The sequence below is a fragment of the Burkholderia sp. BCC0419 genome (assembly GCF_902830285.1).
Classification (GTDB): domain Bacteria; phylum Pseudomonadota; class Gammaproteobacteria; order Burkholderiales; family Burkholderiaceae; genus Burkholderia.
Map to the genome: position 1 here is coordinate 121,787 of NZ_CADESR010000008.1, position 22,888 is coordinate 144,674.

The window sequence follows — 22,888 nt, forward strand, 5'->3', positions numbered from 1 at the left end:
AGGCGCGCCGCGCCGACGTGCGGCGCCGTTCTCCCGTTCATTTTCGAAGGAGTGTCCGATCATGAAGATTCTGGTTGTCCTGACCTCGCACGACGCGCTCGGCGACACCGGCAAGAAAACCGGCTTCTGGCTCGAGGAACTGGCCGCGCCGTACTACACGTTCAAGGATGCGGGCGTCGAGCTGACGCTCGCGTCGCCGAAGGGCGGCCAGCCGCCGCTCGACCCGAAGAGCAGCGACCCGACCGCCCAGACCGACGCGACGCGCCGTTTCGACGCGGATGTGGCGGCCCAAGCCGAACTCGCGTCGACGCACAAGCTGGCCGATGTGTCGGCGGACGATTACGACGCGGTGTTCTACCCCGGCGGCCACGGCCCGCTGTGGGATCTCGCCGAGGATCTGCATTCGATCGGCCTGATCGAGCGCACGCTCGCGGCCGGCAAGCCGGTCGCGGCGGTTTGCCACGCGCCGGGCGTGCTGCGCCACGTGAAGAACCCGCAGACCGGCGAGTCGGTCGTGCGCGGCAAGCGCGCGACGGGTTTCACCAACAGCGAGGAAGCGGCCGTCGAGCTGACCGAAGTCGTGCCGTTCCTCGTCGAGGACATGCTGAAGACCAACGGCGCGGAATTCGAGCGCAGCGCCGACTGGGCGCCGCATGTCGTCACCGACGGGCTGCTGATCACCGGGCAGAACCCCGCATCGTCGGCGCCCGCGGCCGAGGCGCTGCTCGCGAAGCTCGGCCATCGCTGAACGCGTGGCGCCGGCCGGGCCGGCGCCGCTTCCTTGCCGTCGCCGGGCGCAGCCGGCCCGCCGACGGCCCGCATCGTTGCGCCGTGCGCACCGCATGACGCATTCCCAGCCGTTTTGCAGAACCCAACAAAGGAGTCGTGGATGTCTGCCCTGTTCGAACCGTTCAAACTCAAGGATGTCACGCTGCGCAACCGCATCGCGGTGCCGCCGATGTGCCAGTACGTCGCCGAAGACGGCGTCGTCAACGACTGGCATCACGTGCATCTGGCCGGCATCGCGCGCGGCGGCGCGGGCCTCGTGATCGCGGAGGCGACGGCCGTGTCGCCGGAAGGACGCATCACGCCGGGCTGCGCGGGGTTGTGGAACGACGCGCAGGCCGACGCGTTCGCACCGTCGGTCGCGGCGATCAAGGCGGCCGGCGCGGTGCCCGGCATCCAGATCGCGCACGCGGGCCGCAAGGCGAGCGCGAACCGCCCGTGGGAAGGCGACGACCATATCGCCGACGGCGATCCGCGCGGCTGGCAGACCATCGCGCCGTCGGCCGTGCCGTTCGGCGCGCATCTGCCGAAGGTGCCGCGTGAAATGACGCACGACGATATCGCCCGCGTGCAGGCCGACTTCGTCGCCGCGGCGCAGCGCGCGCGCGACCTCGGTTTCGAATGGCTGGAACTGCACTTCGCGCACGGCTATCTCGGCCAGAGCTTCTTCTCGGTGCATTCGAACCAGCGCACCGACGAATACGGCGGTTCGGCCGACAACCGCGGCCGCTTCGTCGTCGACACGCTCGCGGCCGTTCGCAAGGTCTGGCCCGAGCATCTGCCGCTGACCGCGCGCCTCGGGGTGATCGAATACGACGGCCGCGACGAAGAGACGCTCGCCGAGTCGATCGCGCTCACGCAGCGGATGAAGCGGGAAGGGCTCGACATGCTGAGCGTGTCGGTCGGCTTCTCGACGCCCACCGCCCAGATTCCGTGGGGCCCGGCGTTCCTCGCGCCGATCGCCGAGCGCGTGCGCCGCGAGGCCGGGCTGCCGGTGTCGTCCGCGTGGGGAATCGACACGCCGCAACTGGCGAACCGTGTGGTGGCGGAGGAGCAGCTCGATCTCGTGATGGTCGGCCGCGCGCATCTGGCCGACCCGCACTGGCCGTACTACGCGGCCAAGCAGCTCGGCGTCGAGCGTCCGTCGTGGACGTTGCCCGCGCCGTACGCGCACTGGCTCGAGCGCTATCGGATCGCTGACAAGGCGGCCTGAGCGGGGGGCGTCGATGCAGCGCCGGGGTGGCTCGCGCATCGCGCGTGCCGCCGATCCGGCGCCGATGGATAGAATGGCGGTTCGTCCAGGCCGGTGGCCTGGGCGAACCGCCATTTTTTCATTTCGACAGAGGTGCCATGGGCGCACATGTCCCGTCGTCTCACGATTCCGCCGCGCGGCCGCGCGCCCAGCAGTTCGCCCGCGTCGCGCTGTATGCGGCGCTGCTGGTGCTCGCGCTGTGGGTGATCCGCGACTTCATTCCCGCCATCGCATGGGCCTGCGTGATCGCCATCGCGATGTGGCCGCTGCTGAAACGCTTCGAATCGCACCGGCTGTTCCGCAGCCGGCCGACGCTGATCGCGACCGTCATCACGGCGGCGATTTCGCTGCTCGTCGTGCTGCCGGTGGCGGTCGCGACAACCCAGGCGTTCGCGCAGGCGCACGACCTGCGCGAGTGGCTGCACACGATCCAGGACAACGGCATCCCGCTGCCGGAGGTGGTCAGCCGGTTGCCGTACGGCGCCGCGCAGATCACCGAATGGTGGCAGGCGAATCTCGGCCATCCGCTGCATGCGGCCACCGCGATGCACGGCGTCAACGGCGAGAAATTCATCGCGTTCGGCCGGCAATTCGGCACGAAGCTCGCGCATCTGCTGCTCGAATTCGGTTTCATGCTCGTGACGCTGTTCGTGATCCTGCGCGCCGGCCACAAGCTGTCGGGGGCGTTGCTGCAGGGCGCGCGGCGCGCGTTCGGGCGCAACGGCGCGGAACTGATCGAGCGCATGGTCGCGGCCGTGTACGGCACGGTGACCGGGCTCGTGGTCGTCGGGCTCGGCGAGGGCGCGTTGCTCGGTGTCGCCTATGCGCTCGCGGGCGTGCCGCACGCGGCGCTGCTCGGGCTCGTCACGGCGGTCGCCGCGATGCTGCCGTTCTGCGCGCCGGTCGTGTTCTGCGGCGCGGCGCTCTGGCTGTTCGTGCAGGGGGCGACCATGTGGGCCGTCGTGGTCGCGGCGCTCGGGTTCATCGTCGTGTTCATCGCCGAGCATTTCGTGCGGCCGGTGCTGATCGGCGGTTCGACGCGGCTGCCGTTCCTGCTCGTGCTGTTCGGCATCCTCGGCGGCGCCGAGACGTTCGGCCTGATCGGACTGTTCGTCGGGCCTGCGCTGATGACGGTGCTCACGATGCTGTGGGCCGAATGGATTGCTTGATCGCGCATGCCGTTGCACCGGTTCGACGCACCGGTGCGGCATGCGGATGCGTGCATGTGCGCACCGGCTGCAACGATCGCTGACGATTCGGCTGGCGCGAATGCCCGCAAACGCAGGGATTCGGATAAAGATCTCTACATTTCTTTTCGATCCGGACCCAAAGGTCGAGTAGCATGGGGCTTTCGATCACGCCGGTATGGCGCAGCAGATTTCCCGAGCATGCGATTGATTTCGATGTCCCGTCCCGCAGCGACGCTGTCCCTGGCCGCCGGCTGCCTGATGTTGCATGGCTGTGCGTGGTTCGACTCGTGGCTGCCGTTCTCGTATTCGCGCACGCCGCTTGCACGGGCCGCGTCGCGGCACGGCGCGACGCGCGCCGACGTCGTCCGCGCCGCCAGCAACCCGCGCAGCGTCTGGATGGTCCGCAACGGCAGCGGCGTCTGCTACAACTACTTCATCGAGCACGGCAACGATCACCGATCGTACTTCGTCGTGTTCGACAAGGCCGGCGTCGTCACGCAGTACGGCTTCGATACCTGCATGGACGCCGATCGCAAGGGCGCGCTCCGGTCGGACAAAGCCGCCTCGCGCTAGCGCGGCGGCCACGCGCCGCGCTAGCGTGTCACGCAGTCGTCACGCTATCGTGTCGACCACGCCGCCATCGACGCGCAACGCCGCGCCGGTCGTCGCCGAGGCCTGCGGCGAGCATACGTACACGACCAGGTTCGCGACTTCCTCCGTCGTCGCCGGCCGCTGGATGATCGACGTCGCACGCTCGCTGCGCACGAACTCCACTGCTACGTCGTCGATGCTGCGGCCCGTTTCGTCGGCCGTCTCCTTCAGCAGCGCGCGCACGCCTTCCGACATCGTCGGCCCCGGCAGCACCGAATTGACGGTCACGTGGGTGCCGGCCGCGAGCTTCGCGAGGCCGCGTGCGATCGATAGCTGCGCGGTTTTCGTGAACCCGTAATGAATCATGTCGACAGGGATATTCAGGCCCGACTCCGACGAAATGAACACGATGCGCCCGGCATTGCGTTCGATCATCCCTTTCAGGTAATGCCGCGCGAGCCGCACGCCGGACATCACGTTGATCTGGAAATAATGTTCCCATTCAGCGTCGTCGATGTCGAAGAACGCCTTCAGGCCGTAGATGCCCGCGTTGTTGACGAGAATGTCGGCGTTCGGCGTGTGCTGCGTGACGCGCGCGACGCCGGCCGCGTCGGACAGGTCGGCGGCGATGCCGTCGAAGCGTGCGTCGGGCACGGCGTCGCGCAATTTCTCGAGCGCGGACTGCACCGACGGGTCGCTGCGGCCGTTGACGACGACGTGCGCGCCGGCGCGCGCGAGCCCTTCGGCGATCGCGAGCCCGATGCCGGCGGTGGAAGCGGTGACGACCGCGGTCTTGCCTTTCAGATCGATCTGCATGAGGTGGCGGGGGAAGAGTGAACGGGAACCACCGCGCGTGCCGCGGCGGACGGAATTCAAAGCTTAGGCAAATTCCGGTCAATAGGCCATGTCGCGAGCGTGCTGGCGGCGTCGATGCAAAAACTGATCCGCTCGATTTTCAGCGTGTGTGCGGGCGGAAACGCCTGTAAGCGGGTGCAGGGTGGGTAAGGTTCCAGCGTAAGTGCGGCATGCTCCGGATCTTGTGTCGAAGAATCGGCAGGGCGCAATTGCGCTGAACCTCGAAGCCGGGCGAGCCGGTTGCACGGCGCCGCACACTCTTGTACGGTGAGCGTTCGTCGCTAGAACCGGGAGCCCGCCGCGTGAGCCGTATTGCCAACCGATCCGCCGTACCGTCGCTGTTCTGGCGCGATACCGCGCTGCCGTTCATCGAGGCGCGCACCGTCGACGACGGGCGTGCGATCTGCTACGCGAAGCACACGCACGACACGTTTTCGGTGGGCGCGATCGTCGGCGGCACGAGCACGTACGTGAACGGTGCGACGAACGCACACGTCGGGCGCGGCGTGCTCGTGATCATCGATCCGGAGCAGGTACACGCATGCAACCCGTACGGCCCCGAGGCGTGGGCGTACCGGATGGTCTATGTCGACGTGCCGTGGCTCGCGCGGCTGCAACACGCGCTGGGCCGCGACCCGAATCGCGATTTTCACGGGTTTTCGCCGAAGTTGACCGAGCGCGGCGATCTGTTCGCGCGATTTGGCGGCTTCTACCGCACGCTCGTGTCGCCCGGCATCGATGCACTCGGCAAGGAGAGTGCGGCGGTCGAATTCTTCACGGCGCTGCACGGCGCGCTCGATCGCGAACTGCCCGACCCGCGGCCGGGCGACGACAACGCGAAGCTCGCGCGCGCGGCCGACTACATCGCCGCCCATTGCCGCGAGGCCGTCACGCTCGATGCGATCTGCGCGGCGGCCGACCTGTCGCCGTCGTACCTGATCCGCGCGTTCAATGCGCGTTACGGGATGACGCCGCATGCGTTCCTGATCGATCGGCGCGTGCAGTACGGCCGCACCGAGTTGCGCCGCGGCCGGCCGATCGCCGAAGTCGCGCTCGACGCCGGCTTTGCGGATCAGGCGCATTTCCAGCGCGCGTTCCGGCGGATCGCGGCCGCGACGCCCGGGCAGTACCGCAGCGCGATGCGCTGAACGCCACCGCGGCTACACGTCGAGCAGAAACAGCGCGCTGCCCGCGAGCAGCAGCGCCATCAGCCGGTTGAACATGCGCATGCGTCGCGCGTTCGCGAGCCGGTGCCGCAGCGACGCGCCCGCATAGCCCCAGCATGCGATCGACGCGAAGCAGATCACCAGATACAGCGCGGCGAACTGCCAGACCTGTGCGCGGTCGCCGTCGGCCGCATATGCGCCCATCGCGGCCACGCACGCGAGCCACGCCTTCGGATTGAGCCACTGCATCGCCGCGCCGGCCGCCGCCGACGGGCCGGCCACGTCCGGATCGGCCGACAGCCGGCCGTCGTCGAGCGCGAGCCGCAGCGCCATGACCAGCAGGAATGCGATCCCCGACCACTGCGTGGCTGTCGTCAGCACGGGCCAGCGCGCGAGCGCCGCGTGCAGGCCGAGGCCGATCAGCAGGAACAGCGCGACGAAGCCGAGCGTCGCGCCGGCCGCGTAGCGCAGGCTTGCGCCGAGGCCGTGGCGCGCGCCGGCGCTGAGCGCGACGATGTTGACGGGACCGGGGGTGATCGACGAGGCGAGCGCGAACGCGGCCATCGAAACCAGCATGCTCATCAGGTGTCTCCATGCGAATGTCAAAGTCGCATCGAGACTAAAGAAGCGGCGCGGGCCCGTATTGAAGAAAACTGCCCTCGGCGGCGCTGTCGGGATTCACATCGCGCCGAGCCGGGCGCAGCGCTCACTGGCCGACCGAAAGTCATCGGAAGCAAGCGTTGCAACCGAAGCCATCGAGTCTCACTTCACGGATGGGCGTTCGTCGCGAGCGCGTCGAACGCGTCAGCGTCCGGAAGCTGGAGCCACGACTCCGGGCCTGCGTCGATTTCTTCGACCGTCAGCAGACACGCATCGAGTTCGCGACGCAACCGGACCTGATCGATCGCCTGCCCGATGAACACGATTTCCTGTCGACAATCACCTGTTGGCTCTTCCCATTTTTGCAGCACACCATCGCGACGATAGTCGTCGTGCGGCCAGTCCGACCGAGAAACAAATCGCCACCATCGCCCGACGTAACCCCACTGGAACTCTCCGCCCGTCTGCACGAGCATCGCGATTTCAGCATATCGGTGCGCAGCCCAGACATATCCCTTGCAGCGAAGCAGTCGGCCGTTGGTCCAGGGGCGACGCAGCCACGCGAGCAGGCGCGCCGGATGAAACGGCGCACGTTCGCGATAGGTCCACGATGCGATCCCGTACGCATCCGATTCCGACGGGCGTTCGTCGACCTGCATGCGTTGCATCCATCCCGGCGATTCGACGAGCGCCGGTAGATCGAAGCGCCGCGTATCCAGGACGTCCGACGGATCGATCTCGCCGTGCTGCATCGGCAGGATTCGCGCGGACGGATTCAGCGACGCAAGGACCGCGCGTAGCCTGTCGAAACCTGCGTCGCCGATCCGGTCGAGTCGGCTCACGAGGATCACGTTCGCATATTCCACCTGTTCGATCAGCAGGTCCGACAGCTTGCGCGGCGGACCGGAATCGCTGCCGTTCGCGAGCGTGGCGTCGCGCGTGACCGGTTCAGCCGACGCGATCATGTCCTCGAACGTCTCGCCGTTGACCACCGTGACGAGCGTGTCCAGCCGCGCGAGTTCGCTGAGGCTGAAACCGTTCCGGTCGAGAAACGCAAACGTCTCCGCAACCGGCATCGGCTCCGAGATGCCGGTCGACTCGATCAGCAGATAATCGAAGCGACGCTGCCGCGCAAGCGTGCTGATCTGCTCGAGCAGATCGGCGCGCAGCGTGCAGCAGATGCAACCGTTGCTCATTTCGACCAGTTCGTCCTCGCCTCGATGCAGCTCGACGTAGCGGCGCACATCGTCGGCGTCGACGTTCACTTCGCTCATGTCGTTGACGATCACCGCAACCTTCAGGCCGGCGCGATTGCGCAGGATGTGGTTCAGCAACGTCGTCTTCCCCGCGCCGAGGAAGCCGGACAGCACGGTGACCGGAATCCTCGGCGGAGGGGCGGCCGGCACTTGTCGATTCCCCGGCATCGTCATGCGCGCTGCCCGGACGCGCGATCCAGATAGCCTTCGAACAGGTCGACCACGACATAGCCGTCGTCGGCGGCGTCGCCCCACAGATCCTTCACGCGGAACTCGACATGATAGGTCGGCTGATGCGCGGCGCCGGTGTCGCCGTGGCCGATCGCGTCCGGGAATGGCCACGATTCGGTCGTCCGGTGCCGCACGACGCCTTCCTTGCCGCGAACGTAGCCCGGCGCGCGGATGTGTCCGCTGACGTATTCGTCGCGAACGACGACACGATCGCCGACCTCGAACCGCGTCGAGTCGGGCGGTGCCGCCCGGCCGCCGGATCGCGGCGGGTTCGCGAGCCGGAAAGGCGAACCGAGCGCGCGGTCGAGTTCATCCTGCGTGAGCACGCCGGTTTCGACGAGCAATGTTGCGGTCGCGATCACGTAGCGCTCGTAGTAGCGCGTGCCGACGTGCTGGCGCACGTCGATGCGTTCGACTGCGTGACGTACCTCGTCGACGCTGAATTTTTTCAGTTGGTCCACGCCGACGAACATCAGGCTGTACGCGAGATGCTCCCAGTCTTCCTTGAAGACCGGTTTGTAGCCGAGACTATTGATCGTGTGCGGCACCGGGCCGAAACCCTGGAAGCCGCCGAGGTCGTGAAAGCCGTCCATATGTGATCTCCGAGATGAAGGTCGAGAGCGAAACGGGGTGCGAGTCAGTGCGCGCTTGGCAGCGCAACGCCGATCAGCACGTCCTTCGTGACGAGCGTGCGCAGTTGTTCCTCGGTCATGTGCTCGCTGCCGGCCGGCCGCACGGGCAGCACGAGATAGCGGCTTTCGGCGCTCGTATCCCAGACCTTCACGACGACGTCGTCGTGAAGGTCGGTGCCGAGCTCCCGCAGCACCGTGCGCCCTTCGCGGACGAGCCGCGCACGATATTCGAAGCCCTTGTACCACTCGGGCGGCAGCCCGAGCACCGGCCAGTTCGTGCACGAGCACAGGCTGCAGACGATCACGTTCTTCAGCGTCGGCGTGTCTTCGAGCGCGACGATGTATTCGCCCTGCGGGCCGGTGTAGCCGAACTGCGCACACGCGGCCGTGCCGTCCTTCAGCAGAAGTTCGCGAAACGCCGGGTCGACCCACGCACGCGCGACGATGCGCGCGCCGTTGGCCGGATCCCAGGTCGTGGACATCAGCTCGGTCAGACCTTCGATATAGCCGTCGGGAATCAGGTTCTTCTCTTTCATCACGCGAAACAGCGCCCAGGCGCGTTCGCCGGGCGTCGAGGCTGTTTCCGCAGAAGGCATCGTGCTCATCGTGGGGCTCCTTGTGGTGGTTCGGGGCGACCGCCGCCACGACGTCGGGACTGCCGTGGCGAGGTGCGGGTGCGTCGTGTCGGTCACGCTCGACGAGCAGGGTAAGAAGAGAAAAAGCGCGGTTCTTTGCCGACACGGATCGGAAACTATGCCGAGACGGCCCCGTGCGCGGCAGGCGCCGGCGCACAACGGATGCACGGCGATTCGCGGCATCGACAGGGCGCCCGGCACGAAACGGCGGCAGCCGGCGCACGTTTTGCGATCGCTGCAGGGCACGGGCCGAGGAGGTCCGCCACAGCCAATTTCTTGTTCCGCCGGAAAACAGAAATGCGGATTTTGCCTTTCTATTCTCACCCTCAAGCGACGGCCGTTCGATGTCGCGAATCGTCGGCACTCCACCGAGTACCGGCGGAATAACAGTCAGCCAGCACTCCGCGATTCCACCATTCGGCAACGGCTTCCGTTCGTCGTACGTCGAGCGCGGCGGTGTCTGCGCACCCAGGTGAGGAGCATGATGGACCACGTCAACAGAATGAAACTGAAGCGAATCGCGCGCTGGATCGGCTTGTCGCTGATGGTCGTCGCATCGCATTACGCGGGGGCGGTCGAGGTCGATCCCGGCGACTACGAGCAGTATCCGGTCGGCGCGACGATCGGCGTGCTGTACTACAACTATTCAGCGACGAACGCGTACTACGCGAATGGCCAGCGGACGTCGGATTTCGACCTGCAGTCCAATATCGGCATCGCCCGCCTGCTGCATGTGTTCCAGCTCACCGACAGGCTCACGATCGATCCGCAGGTGCTGCTGCCGTTCGGTCACATCAGCAGCTTCGGCAACGCAGGCGCGCTTGGCAGTACGAACGGTGTCGGCGACGTGATCCTGACCGCGCCGTTGAAATTCCGCCTGAACGAAGCGAAGGACGTCGTCGCCGCGACGGTCTACGTTTACGCGCCGACCGGGAGTTACGACCAGAACCGCGGTCTCAATCTCGGCGCCCACCGCTGGTCGCTCGATTTCCAGGCAGCCTACGTCAAGCACTTTTCGCCGCAGTGGGCCCTTGATCTCGTCGGCGACGCGATCTGGTACGGCAACAACACGTCGTACGGCGCGAACGGTACGACGCTGCATCAGCGGATGAGCTACAGCGCCCAGGCGATGGTGCGTTACATGCCCGATCCGGGCACGTCGCTCGGGATCGGCATCACCCAGCTCTGGGGCGGTGAAACGAGCGTCGACGGCGCGGACAACCACGACGCGCTGCGCACGACGCGCCTGCGGATCACCGCGGCGAAGTTCGTGACGAAGGCCGACCAGGTGCAAATCCAGTTCGGCACCGACCTGAGCGTGCGCAACGGTCCGAAGAACAGCGTGCTCGCCGGCCTGCGTTACGCGCACATCTTCTGACCACCCGCATGCGCCGGGATATGACCGGTGCATGTCGTTCCGTGTCCCCCACGTCGAACCCTCGACACCCGATTCCCTTTCCAGAGAGGTCATGCATGGAATCCGCCATCGACAAACACCTGATCTGCCCGCGGACGCTGTCGCGCCGCGTCGCCGATGATTACCAGCCGCCGTTCCCGATGTACGTCGCCCGGGCCGCCGAAGACCTGAGCCAGGTCGTGATGGGCTATTTCGGCGTCCAGTATTGCGGCGCCGACAAGCGCGCGGCGGCGCTGGCCGCGTTGCGCCGGATCGTCGGCGATTTCGGCGTGCAGGACGGCCCGAACAACTTCGACCTGACGCAACACACCGACGACCAGGGCTACGAGAACCTGATTGCCGTCGGCTACTGGCGCGATCCGGCCGCGTATGCGCGCTGGATTGCGTCGCCGGCGCTCGTCGAATGGTGGGCCTCCGACGCACGCCTCGCGGACGGGATCGGCTACTTCCGGGAAATCGTCGCGCCGCGCGCCGAGCAGTTCGAGACGCTTTACGCATTTACGAGCGATTTCCCCGGCGTCGGCGCGATCATGGACAGCGTTAGCGGCGAGATCGAGGAGCACGGCTACTGGGGATCGATGCGCGACCGGTTCCCGATCTCGCAGACGGACTGGATGAACGCGGACGGCGAGTTGCGCATCGTCGAGGGCGATCCGGCTCGCGGTGGCCGCGTGGTCGTACTTGCACACGACAACATCGCGCTGATTCGGTCCGGTCAGGACTGGCGCGCGGCGGAGACTGACGAGCGCCGACTGTATCTGGAGGAGATCGAGCCGACGCTGCGCAGCGGCATGGAGTTCCTGCGCGACAACGGCAAGGACGTCGGCTGCTACAGCAATCGCTACGTGCGCTCGATCGATCTCGACGGCAACGCACTCGACGAGAGTTACAACATCGGCCACTGGCGCTCGCTCGACCGCCTCGAGCGGTGGGCCGAATCCCATCCGACGCACCTGCGGATCTTCGTCACGTTCTTCCGAGTCGTCACCGGGCTGTCGAAACTGCGGCTGTATCACGAGGTTTCCGTCTTCGACGCAAAGCATCAGGTCTACGAATATGTGAACTGCCATCCGCGCACCGGGCTGATGCGCGACGCCGTCGCCATCGCCCGCTGAATCCCGCCGGCGCCGCCGAGGCTGGCGGTGCCGCTTACCGAACTGGAGAACGTCGATGGCCATCAAACGCCCGACCCGCGAACAACTGTCCGACATTGCAGCCGGTTTCGGCTTTCATGTCGATTCCCGCCAACTCGCCGAATACGACGATGCCCTGCAGGCGAACTTCGATGCGTACGACGTCATCGACGCGCTGCCCGACCATCTGCCCGTCGTCGCGTATCCGCGCACGCCCGGCTACCGCCCGGAAGGCGACGAGAACCGTTACGGCGCGTGGGCGCGCAAGAGCACGATCCACGGCGCCGCCGACGGCAAGCTGCGCGGCAGGACGGTGGCCGTGAAAGACAACATCTGCGTCGCCGGTGTGCCGATGCGCAATGGCGCGAGCACGTTCGAGGGCTACGTGCCCGATGTCGATGCGACCGTCGTCACGCGGGTGCTCGACGCCGGCGCGACGATCGCCGGCAAGTCGACCTGCGAGTACTACTGCTTTTCCGGCGGCTCGCACACGAGCGCGTCGGGGCCGGTGCACAATCCGCGCAAGGCCGGGCACTCGTCGGGCGGCTCGTCGTCCGGCAGCGGTGCGCTGGTCGCGAGCGGCGAGGTCGACATGGCGCTCGGCGGCGACCAGGGCGGCTCGGTGAGAATCCCGTCCGCCTATTGCGGCATCTACGGGATGAAGCCGACGCATGGGCTCGTGCCGTACACCGGCGCGATGCCGATCGAGGCGACCGTCGATCATCTCGGGCCGATGACGAGCACCGTGCTCGACAACGCGCTGCTGCTCGATGTCATCGCGGGCGACGACGGGCTCGATCCGCGCCAACGGATGTTGCCGCCGCGCGCCGATTATCTCGGCGCGATCCGCGACGGCATCGCAGGCCTGCGGATCGGCATTCTGCGCGAGGCGTTCGGGCTCGCGAATTCGGAGAAAGTGGTCGACGAGGCGGTGCGGGTCGCCGCGCTCCGGTTGCGCAAGCTGGGCGCGAGCGTCGACGAAGTGTCGGTGCCGTTGCATGCGGCCGGCACCGCGATCTGGCTGCCGATTGCGGCCGAGGGTGCGACGCAGCAGATGATGAAGGGCAACAGCCACGGCTTCAACTGGGGCGGCCTGTACGTGACCGGCATGATCGATCATCACGCGGGCTGGCGCGAGCGCGCCGACGAGTTGCCGGATACCGTGAAGGTGACGATGCTGCTCGGCGAATATTTCACGAGCCGGTATCGCGGGCGCTACTACGCGAAGTGCCAGAATCTCGGCCGACGCTTGCGATCGGCTTACGATGTGGCGCTGCAATCGTACGACGTATTGGTGATGCCGACCGTACCGATCCGCGCGTCGGAACTGCCGAAGCCGGGTTGTGCGATGTCCGAGTCGCTGACACGGGCGTTCGAGATGCTCGCGAATACCGCGCCGTTCGACGTGTCCGGGCATCCGGCGATGTCGCTGCCGTGCGGGGTAGCCGACGATCTGCCGATCGGGCTGCAACTGGTCGGGCGCCGCTTCGACGAGGCGACGATCTATCGCTGCGCCTATGCGTATGAACAGTCTGCGGACTGGCGTCAGACGACATTCGGATGACATGTCCGGCGCGGCAGCGCATGGCCGCCGCGCCGCGCGCCGGGTGTCGCTCCGACCGGCAACGCGGCGTATACGGTTATCGATTGGACAATGCGCTTTTGAACGGGCACGCTACCGGCTGCGTGTTTGCTAACCCATGTGGGGCACGACCATGACGATGCGTCCTTTCCCGCGCGCCCCAAGCGGCGATGCGCCCGGCCTGGCGTCCGACAGCCCGCCGGACGAACGGACGAATTCGGCCATCGAGGTGGCGACCGACGGCTCGGTCAGCCAGCGTATCGAGTTTTGGCGCGAGACGATTCTGCGTTTGTTCGCGGACGTGCAGATCGCAGCCGTGCAGAAAGCCGATTTCTTCGGCCAGGTGCGGCAGCGCAAATGCGAAAAGATGCGCATCTCGGAAATCCACGCAAGCGAGCAGACCGTGAGTCGGCGCTATCGCCAGGCGCGGAGCGAGTATGAGGACAAGTATTTCGGCGTATTGATGCTCGAGGGCAGCCAATCGGTCGAGCAGGACGGCAAGATCGTCACGCTGCACCCCGGGGATTTTGCGATCTACGACGCGACACGGCCTCACCACCTGCAGTTCGGCCAGTCGTGGCGCGAGATCGTCGTCAGCATTCCCCGTGCGACCCTGAACCAGCTCGTCATCGGGATGGAACACCGTACGGCCTGCCCGACGCAAACCGGGGAGGGCGTCGGCAGCGTCATGCGTGCGTTTCTCGAGCAGATGTCGTCGCAGATCCGTAGCGTGACCGAGGACGAGATGCGGCAGTTGTCGGATACCGCGATCTCGCTGATCGCGATGACGCTCGGCGGCATGCAGCGCAACGACCTCGCGCAATCGAGGATGAAGGCGTTGACGCTGACGCGTGTGAAGCGGCATCTGCTCGAGCACCTGCACGATCCGGAGCTGAGCCCGATGATGATCGAGCGGTCGATCGGGATTTCGTCGCGGTACATCAACAAGCTGTTCGAGGCCGAGAACACGTCGCTGATGCGTTACGTATGGCACTTGCGGCTCGAACGGTGTGCGCAGGATCTTGCGAATCCGCAATGCGCGATGCTGCGCGTGTCCGATATCGCGTTGCGCTGGGGATTCAACGACATGTCGCATTTCAGTCGCGTGTTTCGCGAGCGGTTTGCGATGTCGCCGCGGGCGTGGCGCGAGCAGGGTGGCAAGCCACGCGCGTAACGCGTCCCGGGCCGAGTTCGCGGCAGGCGAGCGCCGATCGGAAGCAGCTGGACGTCGACAGGCACGGCCGCCGTCAGTGCAACGCGCGCGGCGCGTGCGCCGGCCGCGCGTCGTGCGGATCGGCCGGATTGGTGGAATCGGCCGAATCGGTGGAATCGGCCGGGCCGGCGGCGTCGGCCGGACGCAGCGGCCCGCCCGAACAGAGTTGCGTCGACACCGAGAAGCCGAACGTATTGACGCCGCCCGCGCACGCGACAAACACGCCGCCGCCGTGCATCTCGGCCACGGCCTTGACGATCGACAATCCGAGCCCGTGGTTTTCCTTGCTGTTCGCGCGCGCTTCCTCGAGCCGGTAGAAGCGCTCGAACACGTGCGAGCGCTGCACTGGGTCGATCGGCTCGCCGGGGTTCGACACGGCCATGTCGACGAGCGTATCGCGCGGCGTGATCGTCACGTTCAGCGTCGCGCCGGGCGCCGAATGCTGGATCGCGTTGATCAGCAGGTTCGTCATCGCGCGGCGGAACAGCGACGGATCGACGGCCGCGCGCGCATCGCCGTGCAGTTCGGCGCGCAACTGCGCCTCGTCGAGCGGGATTTCGAGGAAGTCGAGCATGCGCCGCACCTCGTCGGCGAGCGACACGTCCTTCAGGTCGGTCGCGCGTTCGCCTCGGTCGCTGCGCGACAGGAACAGCATGTCGTTGATGATCACGCGCAGCCGCTCGAATTCCTCGAGGTTCGACTGCAGCGTCTGGCGCATCCGGTCGACCGAGCGGTCGCGGCTCGTCAGCGCGACCTGGGTCTGGCCGATCAGGATGCTGATCGGCGTGCGCAGCTCGTGCGCGACGTCCGCGTTGAACGCTTCGAGCCGCGCGTAGGTTTGCTGGATGCGTTCGAGCGCGCCGTTGAACGACGTCGCGAGATCGCGCAGCTCGGTCGGCAGCGCGTCGGTGTGCAGCCGCTGGCGGCGGTTCGTCGCGCTCACGCTCGCCGCGTCCTGCGACAGCCGGTCGAGCGGCGCGAGCCCGAAGCGCGCGACCGCGCGGCTCAGCAGCAGCGTGATGACGGTGGCCGTCGCGATCAGCGCGGCCAGCGTCCAGCCGAAGCGGCGCAGCATCCGCTGCGTACGCTCGCACGACGTCGCGACGACCAGTTGCAGCGTCGGCCGCTCATCGGCGCCGGCCAGCGTGATGGTTTTCGTCATCACCGCGTAGCTGCTGTCGTTGAGCTGGTAGCGCTGGAACGCGCCGAACGGCGGATCGAGCGGCACGCCGTTGACGGGGCTGCCGAAGCGGAACGCGGGGTTGTCGCTGATCACCTGATAGTGCGTCGAGCCGTCGGGCGGTTCGAGATCGGCGAGTTTTTCCTGCATCATGCGGCCGCGCGCGGCCGTGGTCGCGTGCGACACGATCATCTGGGCGACCTTGGCGCGCGTGTCGATCGTCGCGCGCAACTCGGCGAACAGCTGGCGCTCCATCATCACGAACAGCCCGCAGCCGACCAGCGTGAACACGAGCAGCGACACGATGCCGAACATCGCCGAGAGCCGCAGGATGATCGAGCGTTTCATGCGCGCCGCTCCGTGTCGCCGTCCTCGCGCGCCTCGAGCACGTAGCCCATGCCGCGGATCGTGTGCAGCAGCTTGTCCGCGAACGGGCCGTCGAGTTTCGCGCGCAGGCGCTTGATCGCCGTCTCGACGACGTTCGCGTTGCTGTCGAAGTTCACGTCCCACACGAGTTCGGCGATGGTCGTCTTCGACAGCACCTCGCCGCTGCGCCGCGCGAGCACGCCGAGCAACTGGAATTCCTGCGCGGTCAGGTCGAGCCGCGCGCCGTCGCGGGTCGCGCGGCGGCCGATCAGGTCGACGCGGAGGTCGCCGATCGAGATCAGCGTCGATTCCTGCACGCGCGCGCGGCGCGTCAGCGCACGCAGCCGTTCGATCAGTTCGAGGAACGAGAAGGGCTTGGTCAGGTAGTCGTCGGCACCGCCGCGCAAGCCCCGCACGCGGTCGTCGACGCGATCGCGCGCGGTCAGCATGATCACGGGCGTCTGCTTCTGCGCGCGCAACGCCCGCAGCACGCCGAATCCGTCGAGCTTCGGCAGCATCACGTCGAGCACGACCACGTCGTAGTCGAATTCGACGGCTTTCCACGCGCCGTCCTCGCCGTCGAGCGCGGTGTCGACGACCCAGCCTTCCTCGGTCAGGCCGCTCTTCAGGTATTCGACGACTTTCGGTTCGTCTTCGACGATCAGGACTTTCATAGGCGTGTTCGCATAACCGGGTTAGGGGCCGATGCTCGCGGTGGGCTGCGGGCTTGCCGCCGCGACGTCGGTTGGAGCGGTGCCGTCCCAGCCGCCGCCGAGCGCCTTCGCGAGAAACACGACGAGCGCCGCGCGCTGGCCCTGGATTTGCACGGCCTGGCGCTCGCTCGTCAGCAATTGCTGCTGGGCCGTCAGCACGTCGATGAACGGCGTCAGGCCGCCCGCGTAACGGTCCTGCGCGAGCGACACGAGCTTGCGCGCGTCGTCGACGGCAGCCGACGCCTGCTGCGCCGCCTGCGCCAGCACCGACAGGCCGGTCACCGCATTTTGCACCTCCTGGAACGCGGTGAGCACGGTTTGCCGGTAGCTGGCCTGCGCGGCGACGTAGCCGGCCTGCGCGAAATCGACGCCGGCCTTCAGCTTGCCGCCTTCGAACAACGGCTGGCTGAGCGACCCGCCGACCGACCACAGCAGCGCCGGCACGGTGAACAGGCCCGCGAAGCGCGTCGCGTCCCAGCCGATGTCCGGCGACAGCGTGATGCGCGGGAAATACGCGGCGCGCGCGACGCCGATCTGCGCGTTCGCGGCGGCCATCGCGCGCTCGGCCGACGCGACGTCGGGGCGCCGTTGCAGCAGGTCGCTCGGCATCCCGGTCGGCAACGCGGGCGCGTTGATCGGCACCACGCGCGGCGGCAGCGAGAATGCGGGGGCCGGCGTGCCGACCAGCGTCGCGATCGCGGTTTCGACCTGCGCGCGCTGCTGGATCAGCAGCTGTGCCTGCGTGCGCGTCGCGTCGAGCTGCGCGCGCTGCTGCAACAGGTCGAGGCCCGACACCGCGCCGAGGTCGTGGCGCGCGCTCACGTAATCGAGCGCCTTCTGCTGCAGGTCGATCGAGCGCTTGACGACGTCGATCTCGGTGTCGAGCTCGCGCAGCGTGAAATAGCTCGACGCGAGATCGGCGCTCAGCACGAGGCGCGCGTTCGCGAAATCGTCGCGCGCCTGCTCGGAGCTGGCCTGCGCGGATTCGACGCTGCGCCGCACGCGGCCGAACAGGTCGAGTTCGTAGCTGACCGCCGCGCCGACCTGGATCTCGTTCTGCACGGTCGACATGCTCCGCGTCGCGTAGTTGGTCTGCGGCCGGTCGGCGGAGATCTTGAAGCGCTGGCCGCTCGCGTTCAGGCCGACGGCCGGATACTGCGCGGACGCGACCGACGCGAGCGTCGCCTTCGCCTGGTCGTAGCGCGCGGCCACCGCCTTCAGGTTCTGGTTGTTGCGCAGCGCGTCGGCTTCCAGCGCGTCGAGCTGTGCGTCGCCGAACGCGGTCCACCAGGCCGGATCGAGCGGCGCGCGGGCCGGCGCGGCCGGGTGCCAGTACCCGTCGGCCGGGTCGAGCCGCCACGCGGCCGGCGTGTCGACGGCCGGGCGCCGGTAGTCCGGGCCGACCGTGCAGCCGGCGAGAGCGGCGGCCGCGACGACGGCGGCGAGCGCCACCGGCCGCACGCGGGTGCGCATCGCGATCACGGCTTCGCTCCCGCGACGGCCGAGGCCGGCTGCGCCGCCGGCGCCTGCACGACGACGCGGTCGCCGGTCGCGAGCGCGTCGCTCGGGTTCGCGACGAGGCGGTCGTTCGGCGTGACCGGCCCATCGACTTCGAGCGTCTGGCCGATCGTGCGCACGACCGTCACCTGTTTCAGGTGGACCACGCCGTTCGCATCGACGGTCGCGACCGTCGGGCCTTCGGCGCGGAACAGCAGCGTATTGGCCGGCACCTGCAGGCGGCCGACCGGCGTCATCGGCAGCGTCGCCTGCACGTACGCGCCGGGCAGCAGCCGCCCATCTGGGTTCGGAAGCGTGATCTCGATCTGCAGCGAGCGCGTCGCGACGTCGATCGCCTCGGACGTGCGCGTGATCGTGCCGTCGAACGTCCGACCCGGCAGCTCGGCCTGCGCGACGCTCACGTGCTGGCCGACCTTCACCTGCTGCGCGTACGCCTGCGGCACCTGCACGTACAGGCGCAGCCGGTCGGCCTGCACGACCGTGAACAGCGCGCGGCCCGCGTTGCCGGAACTGACGAGATCGCCGACGTCGACGTTGCGCTGCGTGACGATCCCGTCGATCGGCGCGACGATCCGCTGGAAGCCCTTCAGCTCGGTGAGGCGGCGCATGTTCGCATCGGCCGCCGCGAGGTTCGCGGTGCCCTGGCTGAACGCGCCTTGCCGGTCGTCGAGTTCCTGCTGCGATACGGCATCGCGCTGGCGCAACTGCTGCGCGCGGTCGAACGACGTCTTCGCGAGCGCGAGCGCGGCTTGCGCCTGCTGGCGCTGCGCGGTGGCCTGCGCCAGTTCCTGGTTCAGCTCCGGCGTATCGAGTTCGGCGAGCGTTTGGCCCTGCCTCACGTGCGCGCCGATGTCGGCCTGCCAGCGCAGCACGTAGCCGCTGGCGCGCGCATAGATCGGCGCCTCGACGAAGCCGCGCAGCGTGCCGGGCAGCGTCAGTTTGCCGCCGGTGGCCGCGTCGACCGGATGCACGACGCTCACGTACTGGCGCGTGTTCTGCTCGGCGACGGCGTCGAGCCGGTTGCGGTTCAGCCCGTTGACGATGAGCGTGCGCGCGGCGCCGGCGGCCAGCAGCACGCCGATCACGATCACGACGATGCGCCCGCGGCGCGACACCGACGCGCGCGCCGGCAGGTGCATGCCGTGTTCGTCCACCTGGATGCCGACGGCGCTGTGATGTTTCTCTTCCATGAATTCAACCAGTTCAACCGGGTAGTGGGGCGAAAGTCAGTGTCCGGCCTGGCGCGCGCGCCGACGGGCCAGCCGGGAATGCACGCCGCCGAACACGAGCGGCACGAACAGCAACGTCGAAACGGTCGCGAACAGCAGCCCGCCGATCACCGCGCGGCCGAGCGGCGCGTTCTGCTCGGCGCCTTCGCCGAGACCGAGCGCCATCGGCACCATCCCGATGATCATCGCGAGCGCCGTCATCAGCACCGGACGGATCCGTGTCGCGCCGGCCTCCAGCGCGGCCGTGAGCGGCGGCGCGCCGGCCGCGAGGCGTTGCCGCGCGAACGACACGACCAGAATGCTGTTCGCGGTCGCGACGCCGACCGTCATGATCGCGCCGGTCAGCGCGGGCACGCTCAGGTGCGTGCCGGTGATGAACAGCATCCACGCGATGCCGGCGAGCGCGGCCGGCATCGCGCTGATGATGATCAGCGGGTCGAGCCACGACTGGAAATTGACGACGATCAGCAGGTAGACGAGCACGATCGCCATCGCGACGCCCGCGCCGAGGCCGAGATACGACGTGCGCATCGTCTCGATCTGGCCGCGCATCGCAAGGCTGGTGCCGCGCGGCAGCGTCGCGCGCGCGTCGGCCACGATGCGGTCGATCTCGCCCGCGACCGCGCCGAGATCGCGGCCCTCGACGCTCACGTACACGTCGATCGCCGGGCGGATGTTGTAGTGCGTGATCACGGCCGGGTTCGCGGTACTGCGCACCTGCACCAGGTTGCCGAGCAGCTGCAGCGGCATGCCCGTGCGGCCGCTGGCCGAGATCGGCGTGCCGAGCAGGTCGTCGACCGACGAGAGGTTGTATTGCGGGGTCTGGATCTGCAGCGGGTACTGGACGCCGGTGCGCGGGTTGATCCAGAACGACGGCGTCGTCTGCGAGCTCCCGGACAGCGAGATCAGCATGTTCTGCGCGACGTTCTGCGCGGAGAGATTGAGCTGCTGCATGCGCGTACGGTCCATGTCGGCCAGCAGGGTCGGCTCGTCGTTGCGTTGCAGCACGTGCACGTCGACGGCGCCGGGGATTTGCCTGATCTTTTTCATCAGGCTGCTCGCAATGGTCATGTTACTCGCGAGATCGTTGCCGAGCACCTGCACGTCGATCGCGGCCGGCTGCCCGAAGTTGAGGATCTGCGTGATGATGTCCGACGGCTGGAAGAAGAACTCGACGCCGGGGAAGCGTTGCGGCAGCAGCGTGCGCAGCGTCTCTACGTAGTGCCCGGTCGCGCGGTGGCCGGGCTTCAGCGCGATCAGCAGCTCGCCGTCGAGCGTGCCGATCGTGCCGGCGTTGCTGTACGACAGGTTGATGCCGCTCACCGGCAGCCCGAGGTTGTCGACGATCGCGCCGAGCTCGTCGGGCGGCACGGTTTCGCGGATCACGCGTTCGACCTGGTCGGCGAGGCGTGCGGTTTCCTCGATCCGGTAGCCGGTCGGCGCGCGCACGTGCAGCCGGATGTTGCCGGAATCGGCGTTCGGGAAGAAGTCGCGGCCGAGCACGAACACGAGGCCCGTCGACAGCACGCAGAAGCCGAGGAAGCACAGCGCGTAGAAGCGGCGGCGCACGAGCAGGATGCTGAGCAGCACGACGTACCACGCGCGCAGCCGCTCGAACGCATGGTTGAACGCGTGATGAATGCGTGCGAAGCGCGACGTCGCGTGGTCGGGGCCGGTGCTCGCCTGCTGCGGGCGGAACAGCAGCATCGCGAGCGTCGGCACCAGCGTGCGCGACAGCACGTACGACGCGAGCATCGCGAACACGACGGCTTCCGCGAGCGGCACGAACAGGAAGCGCGCGACGCCGGTCAGGAAGAACATCGGCACGAACACGATGCAGATGCACAGCGTCGACACGAGCGCGGGCACCGCGATCTCGCCGGCGCCTTCGAGGATCGCTTCGTGCAGGTTGGTACCGAGATGCAGGTGCCGCTCGATGTTCTCGATGGTGACGGTCGCATCGTCGACGAGAATGCCGACCGCGAGCGCGAGCCCGCCGAGCGTCATGATGTTGATGGTCTCGCCGAGCGCGGACAGCGCGATCAGCGACGTGAAGATCGACAGCGGGATCGAGATTGCGATGATCAGCGTGCTGCGCCAGTTGCCGAGGAACAGCAGGATCATCATCGCGGTCAGCACGGCGGCGATCAGCGCTTCGTGGATCACGCCCTGGACGGCCGCGTTGACGAACACCGACTGGTCGAACAGCGGCGTGATCGTGAGCCCCTCGGGCAGCGTCGGGATCACCTTCGGCAGCAGCGCCTTCAGGTCCGACACGACCTTGAGCGTCGACGCGTCGCCGCTTTTCAGGATCGAGATGAGCACGCCGCGCTGGCCGTTCTGGCGCACGACGTTGGTCTGCGGCGCGAAGCCGTCGCGTACCGACGCCACCTCGCGCAGGTAGGTCGTTGCGCCGTTGACGGTCTGGACCGGCAGGTCGTTGATGTCGGCGACGGTATCGGCCGACGCGTTCGTGTCGATCCGGTACTCGGTCTGGCCCATCTTCGCGGTGCCGGTCGGCAGCACGAGGTTCTGCGCGTTGACCGCGTTGACGATGTCGGCCGGCGTGAGGCCCTTCGCGAGCAGCGCCTGCGGGTCGAGGTCGATCGCGACCACGCGGGTGCGCCCGCCGTACGGGAACGGAATCTGCACGCCCGGCACCGTGATCAGCTGCGGGCGCAGGAAGTTGAGCGCGATGTCGGCGAGCGACTGCTCGCTGAGCGTCTTGCTCGACAGCCCGAGCTGGATCACCGGAATGCTCGACGCCGAATACGTGATCACGAGCGGCGGCGTCGCGCCCTGCGGCATCTGCCGCACGATTGCCTGCGCGGACGAGACCGTCTGCGCGATGGCCGTCTGCACGTTCGCGCCCGGTTGCAGGAACACCTTCACGACCGCGATGCCGGGCAGCGACGTCGATTCGACGTGCTGGATGTTGTTGACGGTCGTCGTCAGGATCCGTTCATGCACGGACGTGATGCGGTTCGTCATCTCCGTCGCGGAGAAGCCGCTGTAATTCCAGATCACGCTGATCACCGGGATGTTGATCGCGGGCAGCACGTCGACCGGTGTGCGCATCAGCGCAAGCGGGGTGGCCAGCACGATCATGATGGCCATCACGATGAACGTGTAGGGGCGCCTGAGCGCGAGATTGACGATCCACATGGAGGCGGCGGGGCAGGCGGTGATCGGGCGTCGGTAAAGGGAACCCGAATGATAGGCGTCGGCCCGGCACGGGTTACTGTCGCGAAACTGGCTGAATCGTCAGGTTGGGGTGTGCTGGCCGTCGGCCGATTCCGCAGACGGAATGCGCCGCCGCGATGGCGGCGGTTTCGCGCATCGG

Annotated in this window: 19 protein-coding genes; 9 read left to right on the forward strand and 10 right to left on the reverse strand. The window is 67.6% G+C overall.

What is annotated here, in order from left to right:
- Positions 1 to 61: 61 nt before the first annotated feature.
- From HWW87_RS28795 to HWW87_RS28810, 4 genes are all read left to right on the forward strand, one after another.
- On the forward strand, positions 62 to 748 hold the full coding sequence (locus HWW87_RS28795) for a type 1 glutamine amidotransferase domain-containing protein (RefSeq protein ID WP_175823148.1): 687 nt from the start codon (positions 62 to 64) through the stop codon (positions 746 to 748).
- A 141-nt stretch (positions 749 to 889) separates the two neighbouring features.
- A complete protein-coding gene (locus tag HWW87_RS28800) occupies positions 890 to 1,999 on the forward strand; it encodes an NADH:flavin oxidoreductase/NADH oxidase (protein WP_175823149.1) in 1,110 nt (369 codons plus the stop codon).
- A 137-nt stretch (positions 2,000 to 2,136) separates the two neighbouring features.
- Positions 2,137 to 3,207, forward strand: coding sequence for an AI-2E family transporter (locus tag HWW87_RS28805; protein ID WP_175823150.1), 1,071 nt, complete (start codon positions 2,137 to 2,139; stop codon positions 3,205 to 3,207).
- A 219-nt stretch (positions 3,208 to 3,426) separates the two neighbouring features.
- On the forward strand, positions 3,427 to 3,801 hold the full coding sequence (locus HWW87_RS28810) for a hypothetical protein (protein WP_175823151.1): 375 nt from the start codon (positions 3,427 to 3,429) through the stop codon (positions 3,799 to 3,801).
- A 39-nt stretch (positions 3,802 to 3,840) separates the two neighbouring features.
- On the opposite strand, the gene HWW87_RS28815 is transcribed toward HWW87_RS28810, so the two are convergent.
- Positions 3,841 to 4,635: an SDR family oxidoreductase gene (locus tag HWW87_RS28815; protein WP_175823152.1), complete on the reverse strand. Its 795-nt coding sequence runs from the start codon at positions 4,633 to 4,635 to the stop codon at positions 3,841 to 3,843.
- Positions 4,636 to 4,976: 341 nt separating this feature from the next.
- Here HWW87_RS28815 and HWW87_RS28820 point away from each other — a divergent pair, with 341 nt between their 5' ends.
- Complete coding sequence (locus HWW87_RS28820; RefSeq protein ID WP_175823153.1) at positions 4,977 to 5,822, forward strand: AraC family transcriptional regulator; 846 nt, start codon at positions 4,977 to 4,979, stop codon at positions 5,820 to 5,822.
- A gap of 12 nt (positions 5,823 to 5,834) precedes the next feature.
- On the opposite strand, the gene HWW87_RS28825 is transcribed toward HWW87_RS28820, so the two are convergent.
- From HWW87_RS28825 to nthA, 4 genes are all read right to left on the reverse strand, one after another.
- A complete protein-coding gene (locus HWW87_RS28825) occupies positions 5,835 to 6,422 on the reverse strand; it encodes a LysE family translocator (protein ID WP_174430082.1) in 588 nt (195 codons plus the stop codon).
- Positions 6,423 to 6,607: 185 nt separating this feature from the next.
- A complete protein-coding gene (locus HWW87_RS28830; protein ID WP_175823154.1) occupies positions 6,608 to 7,870 on the reverse strand; it encodes a GTP-binding protein in 1,263 nt (420 codons plus the stop codon).
- Positions 7,867 to 8,520, reverse strand: coding sequence for a nitrile hydratase subunit beta (nthB, locus tag HWW87_RS28835; RefSeq protein WP_175823155.1), 654 nt, complete (start codon positions 8,518 to 8,520; stop codon positions 7,867 to 7,869). The genes HWW87_RS28830 and nthB overlap by 4 nt, the downstream gene beginning before the upstream one ends.
- A 44-nt stretch (positions 8,521 to 8,564) precedes the next feature.
- Positions 8,565 to 9,164 carry a nitrile hydratase subunit alpha gene (gene nthA / locus HWW87_RS28840; protein WP_175823156.1) on the reverse strand — a complete coding sequence of 200 codons (600 nt, stop codon included), beginning with the start codon at positions 9,162 to 9,164 and terminating at the stop codon, positions 8,565 to 8,567.
- Between the two features lie 511 nt (positions 9,165 to 9,675).
- Between nthA and HWW87_RS28845 the strand changes: the two genes are divergently transcribed.
- From HWW87_RS28845 to HWW87_RS28860, 4 genes are all read left to right on the forward strand, one after another.
- The gene (locus HWW87_RS28845; RefSeq protein WP_175823157.1) at positions 9,676 to 10,572 is read left to right on the forward strand and encodes a transporter; all 897 of its coding nucleotides are present in this window, start codon (positions 9,676 to 9,678) and stop codon (positions 10,570 to 10,572) included.
- A 95-nt stretch (positions 10,573 to 10,667) separates the two neighbouring features.
- Positions 10,668 to 11,726: a phenylacetaldoxime dehydratase family protein gene (locus HWW87_RS28850; protein ID WP_175823158.1), complete on the forward strand. Its 1,059-nt coding sequence runs from the start codon at positions 10,668 to 10,670 to the stop codon at positions 11,724 to 11,726.
- A 55-nt stretch (positions 11,727 to 11,781) separates the two neighbouring features.
- Positions 11,782 to 13,308, forward strand: a complete 1,527-nt coding sequence (locus HWW87_RS28855; RefSeq protein WP_175823159.1) for an amidase — start codon at positions 11,782 to 11,784, stop codon at positions 13,306 to 13,308.
- Between the two features lie 151 nt (positions 13,309 to 13,459).
- A complete protein-coding gene (locus tag HWW87_RS28860; protein WP_175823160.1) occupies positions 13,460 to 14,500 on the forward strand; it encodes a helix-turn-helix domain-containing protein in 1,041 nt (346 codons plus the stop codon).
- A gap of 73 nt (positions 14,501 to 14,573) precedes the next feature.
- Here the strand turns inward: HWW87_RS28860 and HWW87_RS28865 are convergent, their stop codons facing one another.
- Genes HWW87_RS28865 through HWW87_RS28885 form a run of 5 tightly spaced genes read right to left on the reverse strand, consistent with a single transcriptional unit; the run spans position 14,574 to position 22,710 of the window.
- On the reverse strand, positions 14,574 to 16,067 hold the full coding sequence (locus HWW87_RS28865; protein WP_175823161.1) for a heavy metal sensor histidine kinase: 1,494 nt from the start codon (positions 16,065 to 16,067) through the stop codon (positions 14,574 to 14,576).
- Positions 16,064 to 16,759: a heavy metal response regulator transcription factor gene (locus HWW87_RS28870; protein ID WP_027782937.1), complete on the reverse strand. Its 696-nt coding sequence runs from the start codon at positions 16,757 to 16,759 to the stop codon at positions 16,064 to 16,066. The genes HWW87_RS28865 and HWW87_RS28870 overlap by 4 nt, the downstream gene beginning before the upstream one ends.
- Before the next feature lie 21 nt (positions 16,760 to 16,780).
- The gene (locus tag HWW87_RS28875) at positions 16,781 to 18,271 is read right to left on the reverse strand and encodes an efflux transporter outer membrane subunit (RefSeq protein WP_175823269.1); all 1,491 of its coding nucleotides are present in this window, start codon (positions 18,269 to 18,271) and stop codon (positions 16,781 to 16,783) included.
- Positions 18,272 to 18,276: 5 nt separating this feature from the next.
- On the reverse strand, positions 18,277 to 19,506 hold the full coding sequence (locus tag HWW87_RS28880) for an efflux RND transporter periplasmic adaptor subunit (protein ID WP_175823162.1): 1,230 nt from the start codon (positions 19,504 to 19,506) through the stop codon (positions 18,277 to 18,279).
- Positions 19,507 to 19,542: 36 nt separating this feature from the next.
- Entirely contained in the window at positions 19,543 to 22,710 is a 3,168-nt protein-coding gene (locus HWW87_RS28885) for an efflux RND transporter permease subunit (protein ID WP_175823163.1), read from the reverse strand.
- Positions 22,711 to 22,888: the final 178 nt, after the last annotated feature.

Coding starts and splice junctions, on each gene's coding strand:
- HWW87_RS28795 (WP_175823148.1), top strand. CDS start 62: ATGAAGATTCTGGTTGTCCTGACCTCGCACGACGCGCTCGGCGACACC.
- HWW87_RS28800 (WP_175823149.1), top strand. CDS start 890: ATGTCTGCCCTGTTCGAACCGTTCAAACTCAAGGATGTCACGCTGCGC.
- HWW87_RS28805 (WP_175823150.1), top strand. CDS start 2,137: ATGGGCGCACATGTCCCGTCGTCTCACGATTCCGCCGCGCGGCCGCGC.
- HWW87_RS28810 (WP_175823151.1), top strand. CDS start 3,427: ATGCGATTGATTTCGATGTCCCGTCCCGCAGCGACGCTGTCCCTGGCC.
- HWW87_RS28815 (WP_175823152.1), bottom strand. CDS start 4,635: ATGCAGATCGATCTGAAAGGCAAGACCGCGGTCGTCACCGCTTCCACC.
- HWW87_RS28825 (WP_174430082.1), bottom strand. CDS start 6,422: ATGAGCATGCTGGTTTCGATGGCCGCGTTCGCGCTCGCCTCGTCGATC.
- HWW87_RS28830 (WP_175823154.1), bottom strand. CDS start 7,870: ATGACGATGCCGGGGAATCGACAAGTGCCGGCCGCCCCTCCGCCGAGG.
- nthB (WP_175823155.1), bottom strand. CDS start 8,520: ATGGACGGCTTTCACGACCTCGGCGGCTTCCAGGGTTTCGGCCCGGTG.
- nthA (WP_175823156.1), bottom strand. CDS start 9,164: ATGAGCACGATGCCTTCTGCGGAAACAGCCTCGACGCCCGGCGAACGC.
- HWW87_RS28845 (WP_175823157.1), top strand. CDS start 9,676: ATGATGGACCACGTCAACAGAATGAAACTGAAGCGAATCGCGCGCTGG.
- HWW87_RS28850 (WP_175823158.1), top strand. CDS start 10,668: ATGGAATCCGCCATCGACAAACACCTGATCTGCCCGCGGACGCTGTCG.
- HWW87_RS28855 (WP_175823159.1), top strand. CDS start 11,782: ATGGCCATCAAACGCCCGACCCGCGAACAACTGTCCGACATTGCAGCC.
- HWW87_RS28860 (WP_175823160.1), top strand. CDS start 13,460: ATGACGATGCGTCCTTTCCCGCGCGCCCCAAGCGGCGATGCGCCCGGC.
- HWW87_RS28865 (WP_175823161.1), bottom strand. CDS start 16,067: ATGAAACGCTCGATCATCCTGCGGCTCTCGGCGATGTTCGGCATCGTG.
- HWW87_RS28870 (WP_027782937.1), bottom strand. CDS start 16,759: ATGAAAGTCCTGATCGTCGAAGACGAACCGAAAGTCGTCGAATACCTG.
- HWW87_RS28875 (WP_175823269.1), bottom strand. CDS start 18,271: ATGCGCACCCGCGTGCGGCCGGTGGCGCTCGCCGCCGTCGTCGCGGCC.
- HWW87_RS28880 (WP_175823162.1), bottom strand. CDS start 19,506: ATGGAAGAGAAACATCACAGCGCCGTCGGCATCCAGGTGGACGAACAC.
- HWW87_RS28885 (WP_175823163.1), bottom strand. CDS start 22,710: ATGTGGATCGTCAATCTCGCGCTCAGGCGCCCCTACACGTTCATCGTG.